The sequence below is a fragment of the Brevundimonas sp. FV1ps31S genome (assembly GCF_058681265.1).
Map to the genome: position 1 here is coordinate 2,357,807 of NZ_CM178735.1, position 17,680 is coordinate 2,375,486.

The window sequence follows — 17,680 nt, forward strand, 5'->3', positions numbered from 1 at the left end:
AGTTATCCCTAATCGCCGACGAAATCCTGGGCGAACTCGGGCGCGTCGTCTTCCATAAGGGGGCCTTCGTCCTCGGCGGCGTCGGTTCGGCCTGGATCGGGCAATTCGAATCCGACCGGCAGCGACAGATCCAGCAGGCCGGCGGCCTTCATCTCCTGCGCGCCGGGAAGATCATACAGGCTGGCCAGGCCGAAATGTTCCAGGAAACGGTCGGCGGTGGCGTAGGTGACGGGCCGTCCCGGCGTGCGCCGACGCCCGCGCAGCCGCACGAACCCCATCTCCAGCAACAGATCCAGCGTGCCCTTCGACAGGGTGACGCCGCGCACGCTTTCGATCTCGGCCCGGGTGACGGGCTGGTGATAGGCGATGATGGCCAGGGTCTCGAGCGCGGCCCTAGACAAGCGACGCGGCTCCTCGCGCTCTTCGGTCATCATGAAGGCTAGGTCCGCCGCCGTGCGGAACCGCCAGCGGTCGGCGACGCAGTCCAGCTCGACGCCTCGCCCCTCGTACCGGGCGCGCAGGCCGGACAGGGCGCGGGCGACGTCGGCGCCCTCGGGCAGGCGGGCGGCGATCTCGGCGGCGCTCAAGGGCCCAGCGGCGGCGAACAGCAGGGCCTCGACCCGGCGCTCGATCTCGGCCTCGTCCGGTTGGAAGGACAGGTCAGACATGGGCCTTCGTCAATCCACGCATCACGGCGTCAGCTCCAGCGGATGCCCTTCTCCCCGCCGCTTCAGATACAGGTCCGCGAACGGCGCCGTCTGGCGGATGTCCATCGCCCCCTCCTTCACCAGTTCCAGGCTGGCCGACAGGGTCGAGGCCGTATAGCTGGCCTGGCTGGGGCCGTCCGCATCTTCGGGACGCGGCGCGACCTGGTCCAGCGGGGTCCAGTCGGCCAGGCGGGGCATGATCTCGCGCAGCCAGTCGCGCGCCGCCTCAAGCGGAAAGGCCTCGACCCTCTGGCCGGGAGAATAACGCCGCGCGCCCTCCCGGCGACGCTGGGTCACATAGGCGCTCATCAGCTCATACAGGCTTGCGTCGATCCGGTCGGAGGGGACGATCACCGTCGCCTCGGGATCGCCGCGGGTGAAGACGTCGCGCTTCAGCTGGGGGCGGGCCAAAAGCTGGTCGACGGCTTTGCGCATGGCCTCCAGCTTCTGCAGGCGGAAGGCCAGGGCGGCGGCCATCACCTCGGCCGGCGGCTCCTCGCCCTTGTCCTTTTCGGTGCGGGGCAGCAGCAGGCGGGATTTCAGATAGGCCAGCCAGGACGCCATCACGAGATAATCCGCCGCCAGGGCGAAGTTGCGCCGCCGGGCCTCATGCACGAAGGCCAGATACTGTTCCGCCAGCTGGGTGATCGACAGTTTCAGCAGATCGACCTTCTGCGTCCGCGCCAGGGCCAGCAAGACGTGCAGCGGCCCCTCATAACCGTCCAGATCGACGACGAAGGCCTCACGCTCCTCGACCTCCGCGACGGCGCTGAAATCCAGATTGGGCTGAAAGGCGTCGGTCATTCTTGTTGGCCTACCGCGCTTCGCGCTGCTTGAGGCCGGTACGGTCTACGCGGGTCACGCCTGGGCCTCGCCCACGTCCGGCCCCTTGGCGGCGTCCAGCTTGCCTTCCATTGCGCGGAAGAAGCGCTCGTGGCCCGCGACCGGATCGAGGGGCTCCGGAACACGGACGATCCGCGCCATCGCCGCCTCGGCCCTGGCCTTCGCCTTGCCCTTCAGCGAGCCGACGCCCTCGGCGACCTGACGCATCTCGTTCATGTCGCCGTTCCAGTGGATGACGATGTCGCATCCCGCCTTCAGCGCCTTGTGCGCCCTCTGGGTCAGACTGCCGGACAGGGCGTTCATCACCAGATCATCCGACAGCAGCAGACCGCCGAAGCCCAACCGTTCGCGGATCAGCCGGATCGCCTTCTTGGACTGGGTGGCGGGACGTTTTGGGTCGATGGCGGTGAAGACGATGTGCGCCGTCATGCCGATCGGCATGTCGGACAGGGCCTTGAACGGGGCGAAATCCCAGGCGTCCAGAGTTTCCAGATCGGCGTGGACCGTCGGCAAGTCCTTGTGCGTGTCGGCGAAAGCGCGACCGTGCCCCGGCATATGCTTGATACAGGGCAGCACCCCGCCCGCCAGCAGCCCCTCAGCCGCCGCGCGGCCCAGCAGGGCCACGGTTTGAGGGTCGCGGCCATAGGCGCGGTCGCCGATGATGTCGTGGGCGCCGGGCACCGGCACGTCCAGCACCGGCAGAAGATCAACATTGATCCCCACGTCGCGCAGATCGTGCGCCATCAGCCGCGCCCCCAAGCGCACCAGGTCTCGGGCGGCGTCTATATCGCCAGCCGCCTCCAGATAGGCGCTCCCCGGCGGATACTTGGGCCAGTGGGGCGGCCCCATCCGCTGAACCCGTCCGCCCTCCTGATCAACCAGAATCGGGGCGTCGGTGTCACCGATTGCGGCGCGCAGCTCGTCCGTCAGGGCCCGCACCTGTTCCGGGCTGTCGATGTTGCGCCGGAACAGCACGAAGCCCCACGGCCGCGCCTCGGCGAAGAAGGCGCGTTCTTCCTCCGTCAGCCGATGGCCCGCACATCCGTAAATGGCGGCGGAAGTCACCGAACGATACAATCCCGTCCGGCGGCCTTCAGGGCGTTGCAGAAGGCCACCGCCCGCTCACGCGACAGGCCGGTGAAGGTGGTGCGGTACAGGGTCGAGCCGCTGGACGAGGTCACCTCGGTCACCCGCTTTTCGGCGCCCGACGCATATTGGCCGAAGCGGCCGGCGACGGCGGCGTATTCCCGGTCGGCGATCTCGGTGGAGGAGAAGGCTCCGATCTGGACCGAGGCTGAGCCGCCGGCGGCGGGAGCTGTCGGCGCCGGAGCGGCGGGCGTCGGGGCGTCGGTCTTGGGCGCCGGGGTGGCGGGACGGGGCGCGGGGGCGGCCGTCGGCAGGCCCTGGCCGGTTGGGGCGGCGGTCGGGGGCGCGGCCGGACGCGGCTGGGGCGCCTCGGGCGGCGGGGTGAAGGTCACGGGGGCGTCGGTGGTCTCGGCCTCGTCGCGATACACGCGGACGCCTGCCGCCGGGTCGACCGGCTGAGCGTCGACCGGCGCGGCGGTCTTCATCTCGCCGACGGGCTGGCCGACGGCCGGCGGGGCGTCGGTCGAGGCGCGCATGCCTGAGCGATAGAAGAAGATCACGGCGATGATCAGCACCAGCAGGATCACGGCGCTGACGATCAGGGTCACGGGCGGCGACTTGCCCCCGCCCGACCCGACGTTTCGGCCGCCGCCGGCGCGCGGATCATAGGAATTGCGACGGAACGGCAGATCGTCGTCGGTCGGGGGCGTATAGGCGCCCTGTCCGGGTCTGTTGTCGTCATCAAAAGACATGGTCGCGCTCCGCCGTTCTGTCCGACGCAGCGAATCGGCGCGTCGAACGGTTAGTCTAACGCCCCGCCGCCGTCTTTCGAATCACAGATCGAGCGCCAGGTCGAGGCTGAACAGTTTCTGGTGGACTTCTATCGCGTAGCGGTCGGTCATCCCGGCGATATAGTCGCACACCGCACGGGCCCTGGCCGTCCGGTCCTCGGTCAGGGCGGGCACGCTCCACTCCGGCGGCATCACCTCCGGCTCGGCCATGAACAATTCGAACAGTTGCGACAGCACCCGCCGCGCCTGGCTGCGCGTCCGGTTGACCCGGTAGTGGCGATACATCCGCTCGAACAGGAACTTGCGCAGAATGGCCAGGTCCGCGTGCATCGACCGTGAGAAGTCCACCATGGTCCGCGACGCCGTGCGCACGTCCTCGGTCGAGCCGATCCGGTCCTCTTCCAGCCGCCGCGCCGTCTCGGCCAGGACGTCCTCGACCATGACCCCGATCATCCGCCGCACGGCCTCGATCCGCAGCATCCGGTCGTCGATGGCCGGCCAGTCGCGCCGCACCTCGGCCAGCATGGGTCCGATCAGCGGCACCTGATCGAGGTCTTGCAGGGTGATCAGCCCCGCCTGCACCCCATCGTCCACGTCGTGGTTATTGTAGGCGATATCGTCGGCGATGGCGGCGCACTGGGCCTCCAGCGAGGCGAAGGTGCCCAGGCGCAGGTCCCAGCCCGCCTCGCCGTCCGTCCGGTACGGCCGCACCACCGACCAGGCCGGTTCGTCCAGCCGGTGCGACACGGGCCCATTGTGCTTGATGACCCCCTCGACCGTCTCCCAGCTCAGGTTCAGGCCGTCGAACTGCGGATAGCGGTTCTCCAGCTCGGTGACGACGCGGAAGCTCTGGACATTGTGGTCGAAGCCGCCGTGGTCGGCCATCTGGATCACCAGTTCGTCCTCGCCCGCATGGGCGAAGGGCGGGTGGCCCAGATCGTGGGCCAGAGCGACCGTCTCGGCCAGATCGTCATCCAGCCGCAGCGCATGGGCCAACGACCGGGCGATCTGCGCCACCTCCAGCGAATGGGTCAGGCGGGTGCGATAGTGATCGCCCTCATGCGCCACGAAGACCTGGGTCTTCTCCTTCAGGCGGCGGAAGGCGGTCGCATGGATGATCCGGTCGCGGTCGCGCGCGAAGGGCGTGCGGGTCCGGCTGGGCGGCTCGAAGAAGCGACGGCCCTTGGTCAGATCGGCGCGTTCGGCGTAGGGGGCGAGAGGTGTCTGGCTCAAGTCATCAACTTTGAGGCTGGTTTGATGCGGGCGGCCCTTTGCGAACGCCCTTGCGCGCCTCATATAGACAGCCGTGAGCACCGTCCAATCCACAGAACCGTCCACACCCGCCTTCAGCGTCGCCACGCGCGCGCCGGAAGGCATTGTCCTGGCCGCCAGCGCCGCCAAACGCCTGGCCAAGCTGGGCGCGGCCGAGGGCAAGACCCTGATGCTGCGCGTGGCGGTGGACGGCGGCGGCTGTTCAGGCTTCCAGTACCGGTTCGAACTGGTCGAAACGGCCGAGGACGACGACCTGCGCATCCAGGCCGACGGCCAGACCGCCCTGATCGACCCGGTCTCGGTCCCCTTCCTTAAGAATTCCGAGATCGCCTATGTCGACGAACTGGCCGGCGCCCAGTTCGTGGTCCGCAATCCCAACGCCGCCTCCAGCTGCGGCTGCGGCGTTAGCTTCTCGATCTGACGTCGGTCAGCGTCGGCGCCGGATCAGGGCCCAGACGGTGACGACCACGGTCGAGGCCAGCAGGGCCGAAAAGACCGCATCCCAGACGCCGTCTCCCAGCAGGGCGCCGATCAGCCCCGTCAGGCTGAGCACGAAGACCGCGACAGGCGCGCCGAAGATGGCCCACAGATTCAGGTCCTTGCGGCTCATGCCGGTTTCCACCGCGCCTTGACCAGCCACAGGTACAGGCCGGACCCCAGGATGACGATGGTCGCCAGGTCCAGCAGCGCCCACAGGATTTTCAGCCCCAGCCCGCCATAGTCGCCGAAGTGCAGCGGCTGGGACAGCGACAGGGCCTTCACATACCAGGGCGTCGGGGCCACGGCCGACAGTTGTCCGGTCCGGGCGTCGATCAGGGCCGGCGTGGTCAGATGGGTCGTCAGCGGCGTGTCGCCGTGGAAGAAGACGGCATAGTGGTGGTCGGTTGAATAGTCGGTCCCCGGAAACGCCACGAACTGAAGCTTCATGCCCGGCAGGGCCTGTTTCGCCCGCTCCACCGCCGCATCCAGCGAAGCCCGCTCGCCCGTCGGCGCGGGGGCGTCATAGGCGACGGTCAGTTCCTTCAGCGCCGTGTTCTTCCAATAGGCCAGGATCGGCGTGGCCAGGGTGTTGATCACCCCCGTCGCCCCGACCACCAGCACCCAGGCAACGGTCACCACGCCCAGCAGATTATGATAGTCCAGCCACCGCGTTCGCGCCGCCTTGGCCGCGCGCACCGTGCCGAACGGCAGACGCCGCATGAAGGGGGCGTACAGCACCACCCCCGACACCACGGCCACGATCAGCATCAGACCCATCAGGCCCAGGAACAGCATGCCCGGCAGGCCCAGGAACATGTCGGTGTGCAGCTGGAGCAGGAACTCCATCACCGGATGGCCCGCCACCGGCGGGGCGACCGCGCCGCTGGTCTGGTCGATCGGCTCGAAACTGTAGCGACCGGCCGGGCCGTTCGGATCCACGCTGGTGACGTTCACCACCGGCCGGTCCTCGTCGAAGCTCATGAAGGCGGGGACCTCGCCCGGGTGAAGCGCCAAGCCTGCGCCCAGCACTTCGTCCAGGCTCAGCAGCGGTCCGCCCGGATTGGCCGGCGTCCACGCCTGCTCCAGCAGGACCTCTTCGATCTCATGGGAAAAGACCAGCGGCAGGCCCGTGACGCACAGCATCAGCAGGAAGAGCGTGGAGACCAGGCTCGACCATTTGTGCGTCCACGACCAGGCGCGGATGGTCCGCGTCTTCATCCGATCAGAATTCCGCCGAGACCGACAGGCGGAAGGTGCGCGGCGCGCCCAGGGTCAGATAGTTCGAACCCGGATAGCCCCCGACGGCGACCCACTGGTCCTCATCCGCGAGGTTCTCGACCCGCGCCCGCACCGTCAGATCCTTGCCGCCGGCGACGAAGGCGTATCGCAGGCCGGCGTCGAACCGGGTCCACTCTTCCAGCTCCAGCGTGTTGGTCGCATTGGCGGGCTGCGCGCCGGTATGGACCGCACGGCCCTCCAGCGTCAGGCCGCTGACCATCGGCACGTCCCATTCGACATTGGCGTTGATCTGGAAGTTCGGCACGCCGATGGCGGAGTTGCCTTCGTTCGCGGCGGTCAGCGAGCGGTTGATCTCGGCCTCCAGCCAGGTCGCGCCGCCGATCAGGCGCAGGCCGGCGACCGGCTCGCCATAGACGGTCAGTTCGACGCCCTGGTTCTCCTGCTCGCCGCCGTCGGTGTAAACGCCTGTAGGCCGAGCGCCCGCGACGGGATCTCCGTTGGATGTGATCGAGACCAGCGCGCTGGGCAGGGTCGTGCGGAAAACGCTCAGCGTGCCGCCGAACGACCCCGCGTCATACTTCACTCCGACTTCGGCCTGTTCAGCGCGGAAAGGCTCCAGCACTTCGCCTGCGTTGGTGACGGTGACCGGCACGGCCGCGTCTCCCCAGCCTGCTACCACAGCGTTCGCCAGCGTCGGCGCGGTGGTTCCTGGCACAAGCGCCTCGGCATAGTTGGCGTATAGCGAGATCTTGTCGCTGGGCTTGTAGACTAGGGCGAAGGCCGGGGTGGTCGCATCGCTGGAATAGCCCGAGCCGAAGGCGCCGTCGGCATAGGCGTAGGAGCGGGTCTCGATCTCCTGATAGCGGACGCCGACCGTCGCCAAGACGCGGCCGTCCAGGAAGGACATCACGTCCGCCACGGCGACGCTGGTGTTCTTGACCCGCTCGGTGATGTTCGGATCATCCAGATCGCCCGATACGCTGGTGATGGCCGGCGCAGGCCCCAGGATCGGGTTGCTCAGCGTCCCGAACGCATAGCCGCTGAAGCTCGAAGCCGCCCAGGCGTTCTTCGACTTCGACTGGATCTGCGAGGCCGAGGCCACCAGACGGTGCTCGACCGGGCCGGTCGTCAGGTCGGCGCGCACCCCGACGTCGCCCGACCAGACTGTGTCCTCGCGGATATTATCGAAGCGATAGCCGCGGATCGCGCCGCTGGCGTCGGCGCGCGGATTGGCCAGGCTGTTGTCTTCCTGGCCCTGACGCCCGCCGAAGGCCGCCCAGGCGGTGACCGTGTCCGACAGGTCGAACTCGCCACGCACCGCGCCGAACAGCTGCTCCTCGTCCGTATAGGTCCAGGACTGCGCGAAATTCTTGTCGGCCGACGGGGCGTCAGGGATGGCGGTACCCGGGGTCACGCTGGGACGCGGCGCGTCGATGCGGTGGTCCTGCCAGCCCAGGTCGGCCGAAAAGCGGACGCGGGCGCCTCGGCGGTCCAGGCCCAGGCCGACGACGCGCAGCTGGCCGTTCTCTTTCTCGACCGAGCCCTCGCCATCGCGGCTGACCAGGTTTAGGCGGGTGCCCCATTCTTCCTCAGCGCCGAAGCGACGGGCCAGGTCGGCGGCGGCGTAGATCTCGTCATTGCCCGACACCCCTGCGGTCAGGCGCGTCAGGGGTTCGCCGGCGCGTTTGGGCGTCAGGTTGAAGGCCCCGCCTACGCCCGTCCCGCCCGGCGCGGCGCCGTTCAGGAAGGCGCTGGCGCCGCGAAACACCTCGACCCGCTCGACCAGTTCGGCCGCCACGAACTGACGCGGCAACACGCCGTACAGGCCGTTATAGCTCATGTCGTCCGAGAAGACCGGGAAGCCCCGGATCACATACAGCTCCTGGAAATTGCCGAACCCCTTGGACACCCGCACCGTCGGATCGTTCTGCAGCACGTCGCCGATGCCGCGCGCCTGCTGATCGCGGATCAGCGTCTCGGTGTAGTTGCTGGTCGAAAAGGGCGTGTCCATCACGTCCATATTGCCCAGCAGGCCGACCCGCCCGCCCGTGGCCACCTGACCGCCGGCGGCCACGCCGGTCAGCCGCACCTGCGAGCCGGTGACGACGATCTCGTCCAGCTCGGCGGGCGCGGTCGTCGCCTGCTGGGCCAGGGCGGGCGTGGCGACAGTGAGGGCCAGCAGGCTGGCGGCGCAGGCGAGACGGCGGGTCGAGCGAGCCATGGTTTGCAAAACATTCTCAAGATCAAGGAAGAGGCGGCTCATACCCCCTGATGCGATTGCCTTGCAATGGCGCACCTTGTCTCGCCTCCGCGCGTCTTGCCGCACCCTCTCTTGCAATTAGCGCATTCCCTAATTAGGGTCTTTCCTATGAACATCCTGTTCAAAGCCCTGTCGCATCCGGTGCGCCGTCGCATCATCGCCATGCTGCGCGCCGGTCCTCTGGCCTCCGGCGACATCGCCGCCGGCTTCGACATGAGCTGGCCCACGATCACCGGCCATCTCAACGCCTTAAAGGAAGCCGGCCTCGTCAGTCCCGAGCGCGAGGGCCAGACCATTCGCTATCGGCTGGAGATCTCGGCCATCGAAGAGGCCATGGCCTTTCTGATGGACATGGCCGGAACGGGCGAAACCGCCGAAGCCCCGTCCATCGGCCAGAAGGAGCCGCGTCGATGAAAGATCGCCTGTCGCTGCTGGACTATCTGACCTTCGCCATCTTTGCGGTCCAGACCGCCTTCGCCCTGCACGTCGGCTTCAACGGCCCCGCAGAGCCGATACCGATGCACTGGAACAGCGAGTTCCAGGTGGATCGGTGGGGAAGTCGGGTCGAGTTCGCGACCTTCCTCGGCGGCATGACCCTGATCGGCTTCATCGCCACAGCCGGGCTGGGCCTGAGCGCCCTGCGCGCCGTTTCTGAAGGCGACCCTTCGCGCGGCCGGTCCCTGCGGATCGGCCAGGGCGTCACCCTGTTCGTTTTCGCCCTCATCGGCCTGCTGATCAGCTGGGCGGGGCTGGGCAACGCCACGACCGACACCGGACCGGTCGTCACCATGGCGGGGGTGTCGCTGATCCTTCTGGTCCTGGGCGCCTTCCTCGGCCGGGTCGCGCCCAATCCGGTGGTCGGGGTCCGCACGCCCTGGAGCTACAAGAGTCGGCTGGCCTGGGACCGCTCCAACCGGTTGGCGGGACGCCTGCTCTTCCTGCTGGGGCTGGTCGGCCTTATGGCCGCGCCCCTGGCGCCCCAACCGCTTGGCGCCCTGTCCCTGATCGTCGCCGTCCTGATCGTCGCCGCCGTCTCGGTGTTCGAGAGCTGGCGCGTCTGGCGCAGCGATCCCGACCGCCAGCCCTTCTGAACCCCATCCACCTAGGAGGCCGCCATGTTGATGCTGACCCTAGCCCTGCTCGCCGGTCCGGTCTCCACCGAGATCGCCCTGCCCGCCCAGCCCGCGCCCCTGCACGGAACCCTGCTGACGCCCGAGAATGCGAGCGCCGTCGCCGTCATCCTGCCGGGCTCCGGCCCGACGGATCGCGATGGAAACAATCCTCTCGGCGTCTCAGCTTCGACCTACCGCCTGCTGGCGGACGGGCTGGCGGCGCAGGGAATCGCCACTCTTCGCATCGACAAGCGGGGCGTCGGCCAGAGCGCGGCGGCCGGAGGAGATGAGTTCGATCTGCGCTTTGACGCCTATGTCGCCGACGCCCACGCCTGGGCCGCCGAGGCCGCCGGCCGTGCCGACAAGCCCTGCGCCTGGCTGATCGGCCACAGCGAGGGCGCCCTTATCGCCCTGAAGGCCGTCGAGGGCGGCGACGACCCCGAATCCAGCAAAGTCTGCGGCCTGGTCCTGCTATCCGGCGCCGGTCGTCCGGCGGGCGTGGTCATTCGCGAACAACTGGCCGCCCTGCCCCAACCGATGAAGACCCAGGCCTTTTCCGCCCTGACCGAACTGGAGGCAGGCCGCACCGTCGCCGATACGCCGCCCGCCCTGGCCGCCCTGTTCCGCCCCTCAGTCCAGCCCTATCTGATCTCCTGGCTGCCGCTGGACCCCGCCGCCCTGATCGCCGCCTATGAAGGCCCGGTCTTCATCGGCCAGGGGACCACCGACATCCAGGTCGGCGTCGCCGACGCCCAGGCCCTGGCCGCCGCCGATCCGCAGGCGACCCTGAAGCTGTGGGACGGCGTCAATCATGTGCTGAAGACCGCCCCCGCGGACCGGGCCGCAAACATCGCCGCCTATTCCAGCCCCGACCTGCCCCTGGCGCCCGGCGTGGTCGAGGATGTGGCGGCCTTCATCCAGGACCGAACGCCCCACTGACGGCTTGCGGCGACAACAGGTCTGGAGCCCGGAGGCGCGCGTCCCTATCTTGGCGCCATGCCCATCGCCCGCCTCTCCTCCCGCGCCCTCATCTCCGTCACGGGCGAGGAGGCCAGGCCCTTCCTGCACAATCTGCTGACCCAGGACGTGGAGACGCTGGCCGACGGCGAGCTGCGGTTCGGCGCCCTGCTGTCCCCGCCCGGCCGGCTGCTGTTCGACCTGTTCATCCTGGGCGAGGCCGAGGGCGGCCTGCTGGACGTAGCCGCCGAGCGCCGTAACGCCCTGATCCAGCGGCTGTCGATGTACAGGCTCCGCGCCAAGGTCCAGGTGGCCGCCGACGACCGCCCGGTCTTCGCCGCCTGGCAGGATGCGCCCGCCGACTTCATTCCCGACCCGCGAACACCCCTGATGGGCAGCCGCCTGTACGGCGAGGCCGCGACAAGCGAGAGCAAGGGCGACGCCACCGAGGCCGACTATGACGCCCACCGTCTGTCGATCGGCGTCCCCGATCCGACCGCCGACGCTCCACAGGACAAGACCTATCCGATCGAGGCGGACTTCGACCTGTTGAACGGGATCGACTTCCAGAAAGGCTGTTTCGTCGGCCAGGAGACGACGTCGCGCATGAAGCGCCGGGGCGTGATCAAGAACCGGATGATGCCGCTCGACTTCGACGGCCCGCCGCCCGCCTTCGGCGCCGAGGTGCTGAAAGGCGAGCTACGGGCGGGCGAGGTGCTGTCGGGCCGCGACGGCTCGGCCATGGCGCTTGTGCGCATCGACCGTATCGACGGCGACCTGACCGTCGAGGGCCGTCCCGTGCGCTTGCGTCGGCCCGCCTGGATGCGTCAGGACGTGATCCCCTCCACCAACGCGTGAGTCGTCTCCCATGAAGATCGCCGACCAGATCGTCCTCGTCACCGGCGGCGCGCGCGGCGTCGGCGCCGCCGCCGTCCGCGCCTTCGCGCGTGAAGGGGCGCGCGTGATCATCAACTGGCGCGCCAGCGGCGAGGCCGCGACCGCCCTGGCGGCAGAGATCGGCGACCGCGCCATCGCCCTTCAGGCTGACGTGACTGACCGCGCCGCCGTCGACGCCCTGGTCGCCGCCGCCCAGGCCCGGTTCGCCGCCCCCGTCACCACCGTCGTCAACAACGCCCTGGACTACAGTTTCAACGGCGACGCCCGGTCCCAGATGACCGAAATCAGCTGGGACGAACTGGCGGCCCAGTTCTCCACCGTGATGCACGGCGCCCTGAACACCATCCAGGCCACGGCGCCGGGCATGGCCGCCGGCAAGTTCGGCCGCGTCATCAACATCGGCACAAACCTGTTCCAGAACCCGGTCGTGCCCTATCACGACTACACCGCCGCCAAGGCTGCGCTCCTGTCCCTGACCCGCACCGCGGCCGGCGACCTGGGCCCCGACGGCATCACCGTCAACATGGTCTCCGGCGGCCTGCTGCGCACCACCGACGCCAGCGCCGCCACGCCGGAAGCCGTCTTCGACTTCATCGCCGGCATGACCCCGCTGCGGTCTGTCACCACGCCCGAGGAATTCGCCGACGCCGCCCTGTTCTTCGCCTCCCCCTGGAGCCGTGCGGTGACCGGCCAGAACCTGGTGGTGGACGGGGGTTTGGTCAGGGACTGAGCTGCGCCTTTCGTCATCCTCCGGCAAGCCGCCTCTTTGCGGCGCAGACCGGGGGCCCCAGCGGCGCCGTCAGGCGAAATCTATCCGCCGCACGACGTTGAAACATCTCTCCCGCGACAGGTTCGCGCTCTCGCGCGCCGCTGGGTCCCCCGATCTCGCTACGCTCGTCGGAGGATGACGAAAGCCCCCACTTCCCTGATCCTGAACAAACCGGCAACATCGCCGAATGACCGACTCACACACCTCGGGCCGCTGCGGCTGGTGCGGGACCACCGACCCGCTCTACATCGCCTATCACGACTCCGAATGGGGCGTGCCGGAACGCGATCCCCGCGCCCTGTGGGAGAAACTGGTCCTCGACGGCTTCCAGGCCGGCCTCGCCTGGATCACCATCCTGCGAAAGCGCGAGGGCATCCGCGACGCCTTCGACGGTTTCGACCCCGAGATTGTCGCCCGCTACGACGAGGCCGACATCCAGCGCCTGCTGGGCGACGCCCGCATCATCCGCTCCCGCGCCAAGATCAACGCCGCCATCCGCGGCGCCCAGATCTGGCTCGAGATGCGAGACAACGGAGAAGACTTCTCCGAATGGCTCTGGTCCTTCGTCGGCGGCGAACCGATCCACACCCCCTTCGCCGACTTCCGCCAGGCCCCGACCCGGACCGAACAGTCCGTCGCCATGGCCAAGGCCCTGAAAAAACGCGGCTTCAACTTCTGCGGCCCGGTCATCGTCTACGCCTTCATGCAGGCCGTGGGCATGGTCAACGACCACCAGACGACCTGCTTCCGACATAGGGAAGTCCGGGCGATGAACCTCTGACTCCAAGGTCGGAATTCAGGTCTTGAACGATGACTGAGATCGACCCGTGGCGGACCCCGAACCGGTTCGTTCGGTGTCAGGGTGCGGTCAGTTTCAAGGTTCAGATCTCCGCTCGAACGGAGATCGATCATGACCGCCATCCCCACCCCGCCGATCAGAACCATCAAGACCTGGGACCTCGGCGTGCGCCTGTTCCACTGGATGCTCGTCGCCTCGATCGCCCTGGCGTTCCTATCGTCGGAAGAGGACAGCGTCCTGTCAGATTGGCACCAGCTGGCCGGCTGGGTCGCGGCGGTGCTGATCGCCTTCCGACTGGTCTGGGGCGTCGTCGGCGGCGAGCATGCGCGCTTCGCCAACCTGATCAGGCCCTCGCGGATGATGGGGCATGTCACGGGCCTGTTCGCCGGTCGGGTTCACGCCTCGCTGGGCCACAACCCCCTGGGCGGGATTGCTGTCATTGGCCTGCTCGCCCTGACCGCCGCCACGGTGTTCACCGGCGTCACGGGCGGTGAGGATACCCACGAGGTCATCGCCTGGACCCTGCTGGCCCTGATCGCCCTGCACGTCGTCGCCGTCATCGCCATGACGGTTCTGACCCGTGACAATCTGATCGGGGCGATGATCACAGGCCGCAAGAAGACGACCCATTTCCCCCATGCTCAGGACGCCGCGCCCCCGGTGCGCCTCGCCGTGCCGATGGCGATTCTGGCCGTGGCCGGCTCCGCTTACGCCGCGACGCAGATCGACCCCAACGCCTTCGCGCCTGGGCAGAGAGAGGGGGCCGGGGAATCGTCCGAGCGGGGTGAGATCGAGGCCGGGGAAGAGGCGCATGAGGAAGACAAGGACTGAGAGGTCCGAAACCGTCGACGGCTACAGCACAGTGCCGAACACCCGGCCAATGCCGGCCGTGAGGCCCATGGCGAGCGCGCCCCAGAACGTCACGCGCAGAACCCCCTTCCAGATGCCCGCGCCGCCCGCCCTAGCGCCCAGTCCGCCCAGCACGGCCAACCCGAGCAGCGTCGAGCCGGAAACGAGGGCGACAAGGGCGGAGGCCGGCGCCATGACGACGACCAGCAGCGGCAAGACCGCGCCAACCGCAAAAGTCGCCGCCGAAGTCAGGGCCGCCTCGATCGGGCGCGCGGAGGTCTGGTCCGAGATGCCCAGTTCGTCCCGTGCGTGGGCCCCGAGGGCGTCGTGATCCATCAACTGGCGGGCGACCTCGAGCGCGGTCTCCGGGTTGACGCCCCGGCTACGATAGATGCCCGCCAGCTCGCGGGTCTCCGCCTCCGGATCGTCCGCCAGTTCCGCCCGCTCGCGCGCCAGGTCCGCGGCTTCGGTGTCGGACTGCGAGCTGACGGACACATATTCGCCCGCCGCCATCGACATGGCCCCGGCGACCAGGCCAGCGACACCGGCGACAAGAATCCCGGTCTTGCCCGTCCCGGCGGCCGCCACCCCGACGCTCAGGCTGGCCGTGGAGACGAGGCCGTCGTTGGCGCCAAGAACGGCGGCGCGGAGCCAGCCGATCCGCGCCACCAGATGGCGTTCGGGGTGTCGTTCCAGTCGGCTCATGATCGGTCCTTGTCGGCGCCGGGAAAGGCCAGGATCAGTTCGGACCGGTCCGGGCGCGTTTCGATCCGTCCGCCATGCGCCGCAATGATGCGCGAGACAATGGCCAGCCCCAGCCCGGCCCCACTGCCGCTGGCGTGATCGCCCCGGCGATACCTCTGGCTGAGCTCGGCCAGGCGGGCGGGCGCGAGACCGGGGCCGCCGTCGATCACCGAAAGCCGTGGGCCCGGGCCCACGATCACCGTGACCGCCCCGCCGGCGGGCGTCGCCCGCAGCCCGTTTTCTACCAGGTTGCGCAGCGCCGCTGCGATAGCCTCCCGCCGTCCCTCGACGGCGGGTGCGGGCGCCCGCACCAAGGCCAGCGACTTCCCTTCGTCGATGGCGAAGGGGGCGTACTGGGCGACGATCTCGGCGGCGATCTCCGCCAGATCGACCGGGGTCGCGGTCGCCGGCGCCGCAGACTGGGCGTCCAGCTGCGCCATTATCAGAAGCTGATCGACCAGACGCGACATGGCCGCGACGTCCTGTTTCAGACGGCGGCCATCGTCGCTGTCCAGTCGGTCCAGTTCCAACGCCAGCACCGCAAGCGGGGTTCTCAGTTCATGCGCCACATCGGCGGCGAAGGCCTCCTGCCGGCTGGCGGCCTCGTCCAGCCGCGCCAGCAGGCCGTTGACGGCGTCCGCGAAACCCGTCGCCTCGGTGGGGAAATCATCGACCTCGACCCGGAAGCCCTTGTCTGCGGCCTGGGCGACCTCGATCCGCGCCGCAGCGACCCCCAGGGGTCGCAGCGAGGACCGGATGACCCAGAGCGCCGCGAGGGTCATGGGCGCGATCAGCACCAGAAGCGGTATGACCACATGATCGGCGACCTCGTTGGCGATGCCGACGAACTGGATCTCGTCCCGCCGCGAGCGCGACAACAGGCCGTATTCGACCCCCACAAACAGTAGCAGGATCGTCCCGCCGATAAAGCTCATCAGGGCGAAGCCCAGCACCAGCCGCTGGAAGATGGACGGCGACCGCGTCACGTGAAGGCGTCCCGCATCAGATAGCCCAACCCCCGCACCGTATGCAGTCGACCGGCGCACCCGGCGTCATCCAGCTTGCGCCGCAACCGCGACACCGCCGCCTCGACCGCATTCGGGGTGACCGGCTCGTTGAAGGCGTACAGCGACTCCTCCAGCACCCCGCGCGTGATGACCGAGCCGGCCCGGCGCATCAGCATCTCCAGCAGATCCCCTTCACGGCGCGAGAGGTTGATCGGGGTGTCGCCACAGATCGCCTGCCGGGAGGCGACATCGAACCTCAGGTCGCCCAGCGTCAGCACGGGGCTGATGCGCTGACCGGGTCGACGCAGGATCGCCCGACAGCGCGCCGCCAGCTCCGAAAGTTCGAAGGGCTTGACCAGATAATCATCGGCTCCGGCGTCCAGACCAGTGACCCGGTCCTGAAGCCCGCCGCGGGCGGTCAGTACGAGGATTGGCGTCAGGTCCGCCGCTCGCCGCAGCGTCCGCACCCAGTCCAGCCCTTCGCCGTCCGGAAGCCCCAGATCGAGCAGGATCAGATCGTAGGCCACGCTGGCGGCGGCCTCGGCGGCGCCCTCAAGATCCCCGCGCCAGTCGACCGCGAATCCCTCGCGGCTCAGCCCCTCCTGGAGCAGGGTCCCCAGCCGCGTCGAGTCTTCAATAAGCAGGAGACGCATGGTCGAGATCCGAACTCCTGGCGCGCCTTTTGCCATCCTACAGGAGATGACCGATTTCCCCGCATCGCCAAGACTGATTGCTCAGGCTGACAGGAACCTGACGGCCGCCTGTGACGCGCTTAATCCTGCGATAGCCTCACCCGACGTCCGCTTTTGGCGTTTGTGATGTCCGGCATCACGGTCATGAAAGCGGCCGTGATGGTGAATGATCACCAGACCCCCCGCTTCCGTCACGCCCAGGTTCATGCGATGGCGGGCCATGGCTAAAGCCCCCGCGAATCCGAAAGCCTTCCCCACCCTCGCGCTCGAGACCGTGCTGATCCAGCGCGTCAACGGCCCCGTCTGCGGCGTGGACGAGGCGGGGCGCGGTCCGTGGGCGGGGCCGGTGTCGGCGGCGGCGGTGATCCTGAACCCCGACGATCTGCCGCCGGGTATCGACGACTCCAAGGCCCTGACCGAAAAGCGCCGCGCCGCCCTCGAGCCCGAGATCAAGGCCCGCGCCGTCGCCTGGGGCGTCGGATTTGCGTCGGTGGAAGAGATCGAGGACCTGAACATCCTGCACGCCACCGGCCTGGCCATGTGCCGCGCCATCGAGGCCTTGCAGGTCCAGCCGGTCGCGGCCCTGGTGGACGGCAACTATCGTTTCAAACTGCCGTGCGAGATCCAGACCGTGGTGGGCGGCGACGGCCTGTCCCTGTCGATCGCGGCGGCCTCGATCCTGGCCAAGACGGCGCGGGATCGGCTGATGATCGAACTGGACGCCCAATACCCCGGCTATGGTTTCGCCGGACACAAGGGCTACAACGCCCCAGCCCACACGGCGGGCCTCAAGGCCCTGGGCCCATGCCCCGCCCATCGCCGCAGCTGGGCGCCGATCAAGGCTTTGCTGGAAGAGGCCTGAGGCCTCGCCTCAGATGTGCATCATCCCGCCGAGCAGCGCGCCCATCAGGGCGGCGACGGCGGCGCCGGCGATCATGATCATCCAGTGGGGCGGCGGACTGACCGTCGGCTCGACGTCAGCTTCGGTCGTCTCCGCCGGCGCGGCTTCAGCCCGGGCGAACCGCTCGACATTGTGGGTGTACAGACGCGCGCCCTGATCAGGCCAGGCCCGCGCGTCCGCGCCCAGCGCCTCGACCGGCTGATCCGACACCCACGACTTGGGCTCGGCGGCCGGGCGCACGCGGTAATCCTCTTCGCGAGCGGGAATTCCGGTGT

Annotated in this window: 20 protein-coding genes and 1 pseudogene; 9 read left to right on the plus strand and 12 right to left on the minus strand. The window is 68.7% G+C overall.

Annotation, left to right across the window (positions count from 1 at the left end):
- Window positions 1-8: 8 nt before the first annotated feature.
- The 5 genes from scpB to ACVPT3_RS11210 form a co-directional block, all read right to left on the minus strand.
- Complete coding sequence (scpB, locus tag ACVPT3_RS11190) at window positions 9-668, minus strand: SMC-Scp complex subunit ScpB (RefSeq protein WP_492040964.1); 660 nt, start codon at window positions 666-668, stop codon at window positions 9-11.
- Window positions 669-689: 21 nt separating this feature from the next.
- Window positions 690-1,511: a segregation and condensation protein A gene (locus ACVPT3_RS11195; protein ID WP_492040965.1), complete on the minus strand. Its 822-nt coding sequence runs from the start codon at window positions 1,509-1,511 to the stop codon at window positions 690-692.
- Between the two features lie 54 nt (window positions 1,512-1,565).
- Entirely contained in the window at window positions 1,566-2,615 is a 1,050-nt protein-coding gene (nagZ, locus tag ACVPT3_RS11200) for a beta-N-acetylhexosaminidase (protein ID WP_492040966.1), read from the minus strand.
- Window positions 2,612-3,388 (minus strand): SPOR domain-containing protein, encoded by a 777-nt coding sequence (locus tag ACVPT3_RS11205; RefSeq protein ID WP_492040967.1) that lies wholly within the window; start codon window positions 3,386-3,388, stop codon window positions 2,612-2,614. The genes nagZ and ACVPT3_RS11205 overlap by 4 nt, the downstream gene beginning before the upstream one ends.
- 81 nt (window positions 3,389-3,469) lie before the next feature.
- Complete coding sequence (locus ACVPT3_RS11210) at window positions 3,470-4,660, minus strand: deoxyguanosinetriphosphate triphosphohydrolase (RefSeq protein ID WP_492040968.1); 1,191 nt, start codon at window positions 4,658-4,660, stop codon at window positions 3,470-3,472.
- 142 nt (window positions 4,661-4,802) lie between these two features.
- Between ACVPT3_RS11210 and erpA the strand changes: the two genes are divergently transcribed.
- Window positions 4,803-5,120 carry an iron-sulfur cluster insertion protein ErpA gene (gene erpA / locus ACVPT3_RS11215; protein ID WP_039245694.1) on the plus strand — a complete coding sequence of 106 codons (318 nt, stop codon included), beginning with the start codon at window positions 4,803-4,805 and terminating at the stop codon, window positions 5,118-5,120.
- Window positions 5,121-5,126: 6 nt separating this feature from the next.
- On the opposite strand, the gene ACVPT3_RS11220 is transcribed toward erpA, so the two are convergent.
- The 3 genes and pseudogenes from ACVPT3_RS11220 to ACVPT3_RS11230 all read right to left on the minus strand — a co-directional run bounded on the left by ACVPT3_RS11220 (window position 5,127) and on the right by ACVPT3_RS11230 (window position 8,639).
- Window positions 5,127-5,309, minus strand: a complete 183-nt coding sequence (locus ACVPT3_RS11220) for a hypothetical protein (protein ID WP_492040969.1) — start codon at window positions 5,307-5,309, stop codon at window positions 5,127-5,129.
- Window positions 5,306-6,492, minus strand: a pseudogene (locus tag ACVPT3_RS11225) (PepSY-associated TM helix domain-containing protein). Before ACVPT3_RS11225 ends, ACVPT3_RS11220 begins: the two are co-directional and overlap by 4 nt.
- Window positions 6,402-8,639 (minus strand): TonB-dependent receptor, encoded by a 2,238-nt coding sequence (locus ACVPT3_RS11230; protein ID WP_492040970.1) that lies wholly within the window; start codon window positions 8,637-8,639, stop codon window positions 6,402-6,404. The pseudogene ACVPT3_RS11225 and the gene ACVPT3_RS11230 overlap by 91 nt, the downstream one beginning before the upstream one ends.
- Window positions 8,640-8,786: 147 nt before the next feature.
- Between ACVPT3_RS11230 and ACVPT3_RS11235 the strand changes: the two genes are divergently transcribed.
- From ACVPT3_RS11235 to ACVPT3_RS11265, 7 genes are all read left to right on the plus strand, one after another.
- Window positions 8,787-9,092, plus strand: a complete 306-nt coding sequence (locus tag ACVPT3_RS11235) for a metalloregulator ArsR/SmtB family transcription factor (RefSeq protein WP_492040971.1) — start codon at window positions 8,787-8,789, stop codon at window positions 9,090-9,092.
- On the plus strand, window positions 9,089-9,769 hold the full coding sequence (locus ACVPT3_RS11240; RefSeq protein WP_492040972.1) for an SdpI family protein: 681 nt from the start codon (window positions 9,089-9,091) through the stop codon (window positions 9,767-9,769). Before ACVPT3_RS11235 ends, ACVPT3_RS11240 begins: the two co-directional genes overlap by 4 nt.
- Before the next feature lie 24 nt (window positions 9,770-9,793).
- On the plus strand, window positions 9,794-10,729 hold the full coding sequence (locus ACVPT3_RS11245) for an alpha/beta hydrolase (RefSeq protein WP_492040973.1): 936 nt from the start codon (window positions 9,794-9,796) through the stop codon (window positions 10,727-10,729).
- Between the two features lie 57 nt (window positions 10,730-10,786).
- Window positions 10,787-11,605, plus strand: a complete 819-nt coding sequence (gene ygfZ / locus ACVPT3_RS11250; protein WP_492040974.1) for a CAF17-like 4Fe-4S cluster assembly/insertion protein YgfZ — start codon at window positions 10,787-10,789, stop codon at window positions 11,603-11,605.
- Between the two features lie 10 nt (window positions 11,606-11,615).
- A complete protein-coding gene (locus tag ACVPT3_RS11255) occupies window positions 11,616-12,374 on the plus strand; it encodes a 3-oxoacyl-ACP reductase (RefSeq protein ID WP_492040975.1) in 759 nt (252 codons plus the stop codon).
- A gap of 226 nt (window positions 12,375-12,600) precedes the next feature.
- Window positions 12,601-13,194, plus strand: a complete 594-nt coding sequence (locus ACVPT3_RS11260; protein ID WP_492040976.1) for a DNA-3-methyladenine glycosylase I — start codon at window positions 12,601-12,603, stop codon at window positions 13,192-13,194.
- 129 nt (window positions 13,195-13,323) lie between these two features.
- Entirely contained in the window at window positions 13,324-14,043 is a 720-nt protein-coding gene (locus ACVPT3_RS11265) for a cytochrome b/b6 domain-containing protein (RefSeq protein WP_492040977.1), read from the plus strand.
- Between the two features lie 21 nt (window positions 14,044-14,064).
- On the opposite strand, the gene ACVPT3_RS11270 is transcribed toward ACVPT3_RS11265, so the two are convergent.
- Genes ACVPT3_RS11270 through ACVPT3_RS11280 form a run of 3 tightly spaced genes read right to left on the minus strand, consistent with a single transcriptional unit; the run spans window position 14,065 to window position 16,465 of the window.
- A complete protein-coding gene (locus tag ACVPT3_RS11270; RefSeq protein ID WP_492040978.1) occupies window positions 14,065-14,766 on the minus strand; it encodes a VIT1/CCC1 transporter family protein in 702 nt (233 codons plus the stop codon).
- Complete coding sequence (locus ACVPT3_RS11275) at window positions 14,763-15,791, minus strand: sensor histidine kinase (protein WP_492040979.1); 1,029 nt, start codon at window positions 15,789-15,791, stop codon at window positions 14,763-14,765. Before ACVPT3_RS11275 ends, ACVPT3_RS11270 begins: the two co-directional genes overlap by 4 nt.
- Complete coding sequence (locus ACVPT3_RS11280; RefSeq protein ID WP_492040980.1) at window positions 15,788-16,465, minus strand: response regulator transcription factor; 678 nt, start codon at window positions 16,463-16,465, stop codon at window positions 15,788-15,790. The genes ACVPT3_RS11275 and ACVPT3_RS11280 overlap by 4 nt, the downstream gene beginning before the upstream one ends.
- Before the next feature lie 259 nt (window positions 16,466-16,724).
- On the opposite strand from ACVPT3_RS11280, the gene rnhB reads away from it, so the two are divergent.
- Window positions 16,725-17,366, plus strand: a complete 642-nt coding sequence (rnhB, locus tag ACVPT3_RS11285) for a ribonuclease HII (protein WP_492040981.1) — start codon at window positions 16,725-16,727, stop codon at window positions 17,364-17,366.
- Between the two features lie 9 nt (window positions 17,367-17,375).
- On the opposite strand, the gene ACVPT3_RS11290 is transcribed toward rnhB, so the two are convergent.
- The gene (locus ACVPT3_RS11290; protein ID WP_492040982.1) at window positions 17,376-17,645 is read right to left on the minus strand and encodes a hypothetical protein; all 270 of its coding nucleotides are present in this window, start codon (window positions 17,643-17,645) and stop codon (window positions 17,376-17,378) included.
- Window positions 17,646-17,680: the final 35 nt, after the last annotated feature.

Excerpts from the sequence above, each read along its gene's own strand:
- ACVPT3_RS11205 (WP_492040967.1), bottom strand. The coding sequence starts at position 3,388 with ATGTCTTTTGATGACGACAACAGACCCGGACAGGGCGCCTATACGCCC.
- ACVPT3_RS11280 (WP_492040980.1), bottom strand. The coding sequence starts at position 16,465 with ATGCGTCTCCTGCTTATTGAAGACTCGACGCGGCTGGGGACCCTGCTC.
- ACVPT3_RS11245 (WP_492040973.1), top strand. The coding sequence starts at position 9,794 with ATGTTGATGCTGACCCTAGCCCTGCTCGCCGGTCCGGTCTCCACCGAG.
- ACVPT3_RS11240 (WP_492040972.1), top strand. The coding sequence starts at position 9,089 with ATGAAAGATCGCCTGTCGCTGCTGGACTATCTGACCTTCGCCATCTTT.
- ACVPT3_RS11195 (WP_492040965.1), bottom strand. The coding sequence starts at position 1,511 with ATGACCGACGCCTTTCAGCCCAATCTGGATTTCAGCGCCGTCGCGGAG.
- ACVPT3_RS11270 (WP_492040978.1), bottom strand. The coding sequence starts at position 14,766 with ATGAGCCGACTGGAACGACACCCCGAACGCCATCTGGTGGCGCGGATC.
- ACVPT3_RS11230 (WP_492040970.1), bottom strand. The coding sequence starts at position 8,639 with ATGGCTCGCTCGACCCGCCGTCTCGCCTGCGCCGCCAGCCTGCTGGCC.
- ACVPT3_RS11265 (WP_492040977.1), top strand. The coding sequence starts at position 13,324 with ATGACCGCCATCCCCACCCCGCCGATCAGAACCATCAAGACCTGGGAC.
- ACVPT3_RS11260 (WP_492040976.1), top strand. The coding sequence starts at position 12,601 with ATGACCGACTCACACACCTCGGGCCGCTGCGGCTGGTGCGGGACCACC.
- ACVPT3_RS11235 (WP_492040971.1), top strand. The coding sequence starts at position 8,787 with ATGAACATCCTGTTCAAAGCCCTGTCGCATCCGGTGCGCCGTCGCATC.
- ACVPT3_RS11220 (WP_492040969.1), bottom strand. The coding sequence starts at position 5,309 with ATGAGCCGCAAGGACCTGAATCTGTGGGCCATCTTCGGCGCGCCTGTC.
- ACVPT3_RS11255 (WP_492040975.1), top strand. The coding sequence starts at position 11,616 with ATGAAGATCGCCGACCAGATCGTCCTCGTCACCGGCGGCGCGCGCGGC.
- scpB (WP_492040964.1), bottom strand. The coding sequence starts at position 668 with ATGTCTGACCTGTCCTTCCAACCGGACGAGGCCGAGATCGAGCGCCGG.
- rnhB (WP_492040981.1), top strand. The coding sequence starts at position 16,725 with ATGGCTAAAGCCCCCGCGAATCCGAAAGCCTTCCCCACCCTCGCGCTC.
- ygfZ (WP_492040974.1), top strand. The coding sequence starts at position 10,787 with ATGCCCATCGCCCGCCTCTCCTCCCGCGCCCTCATCTCCGTCACGGGC.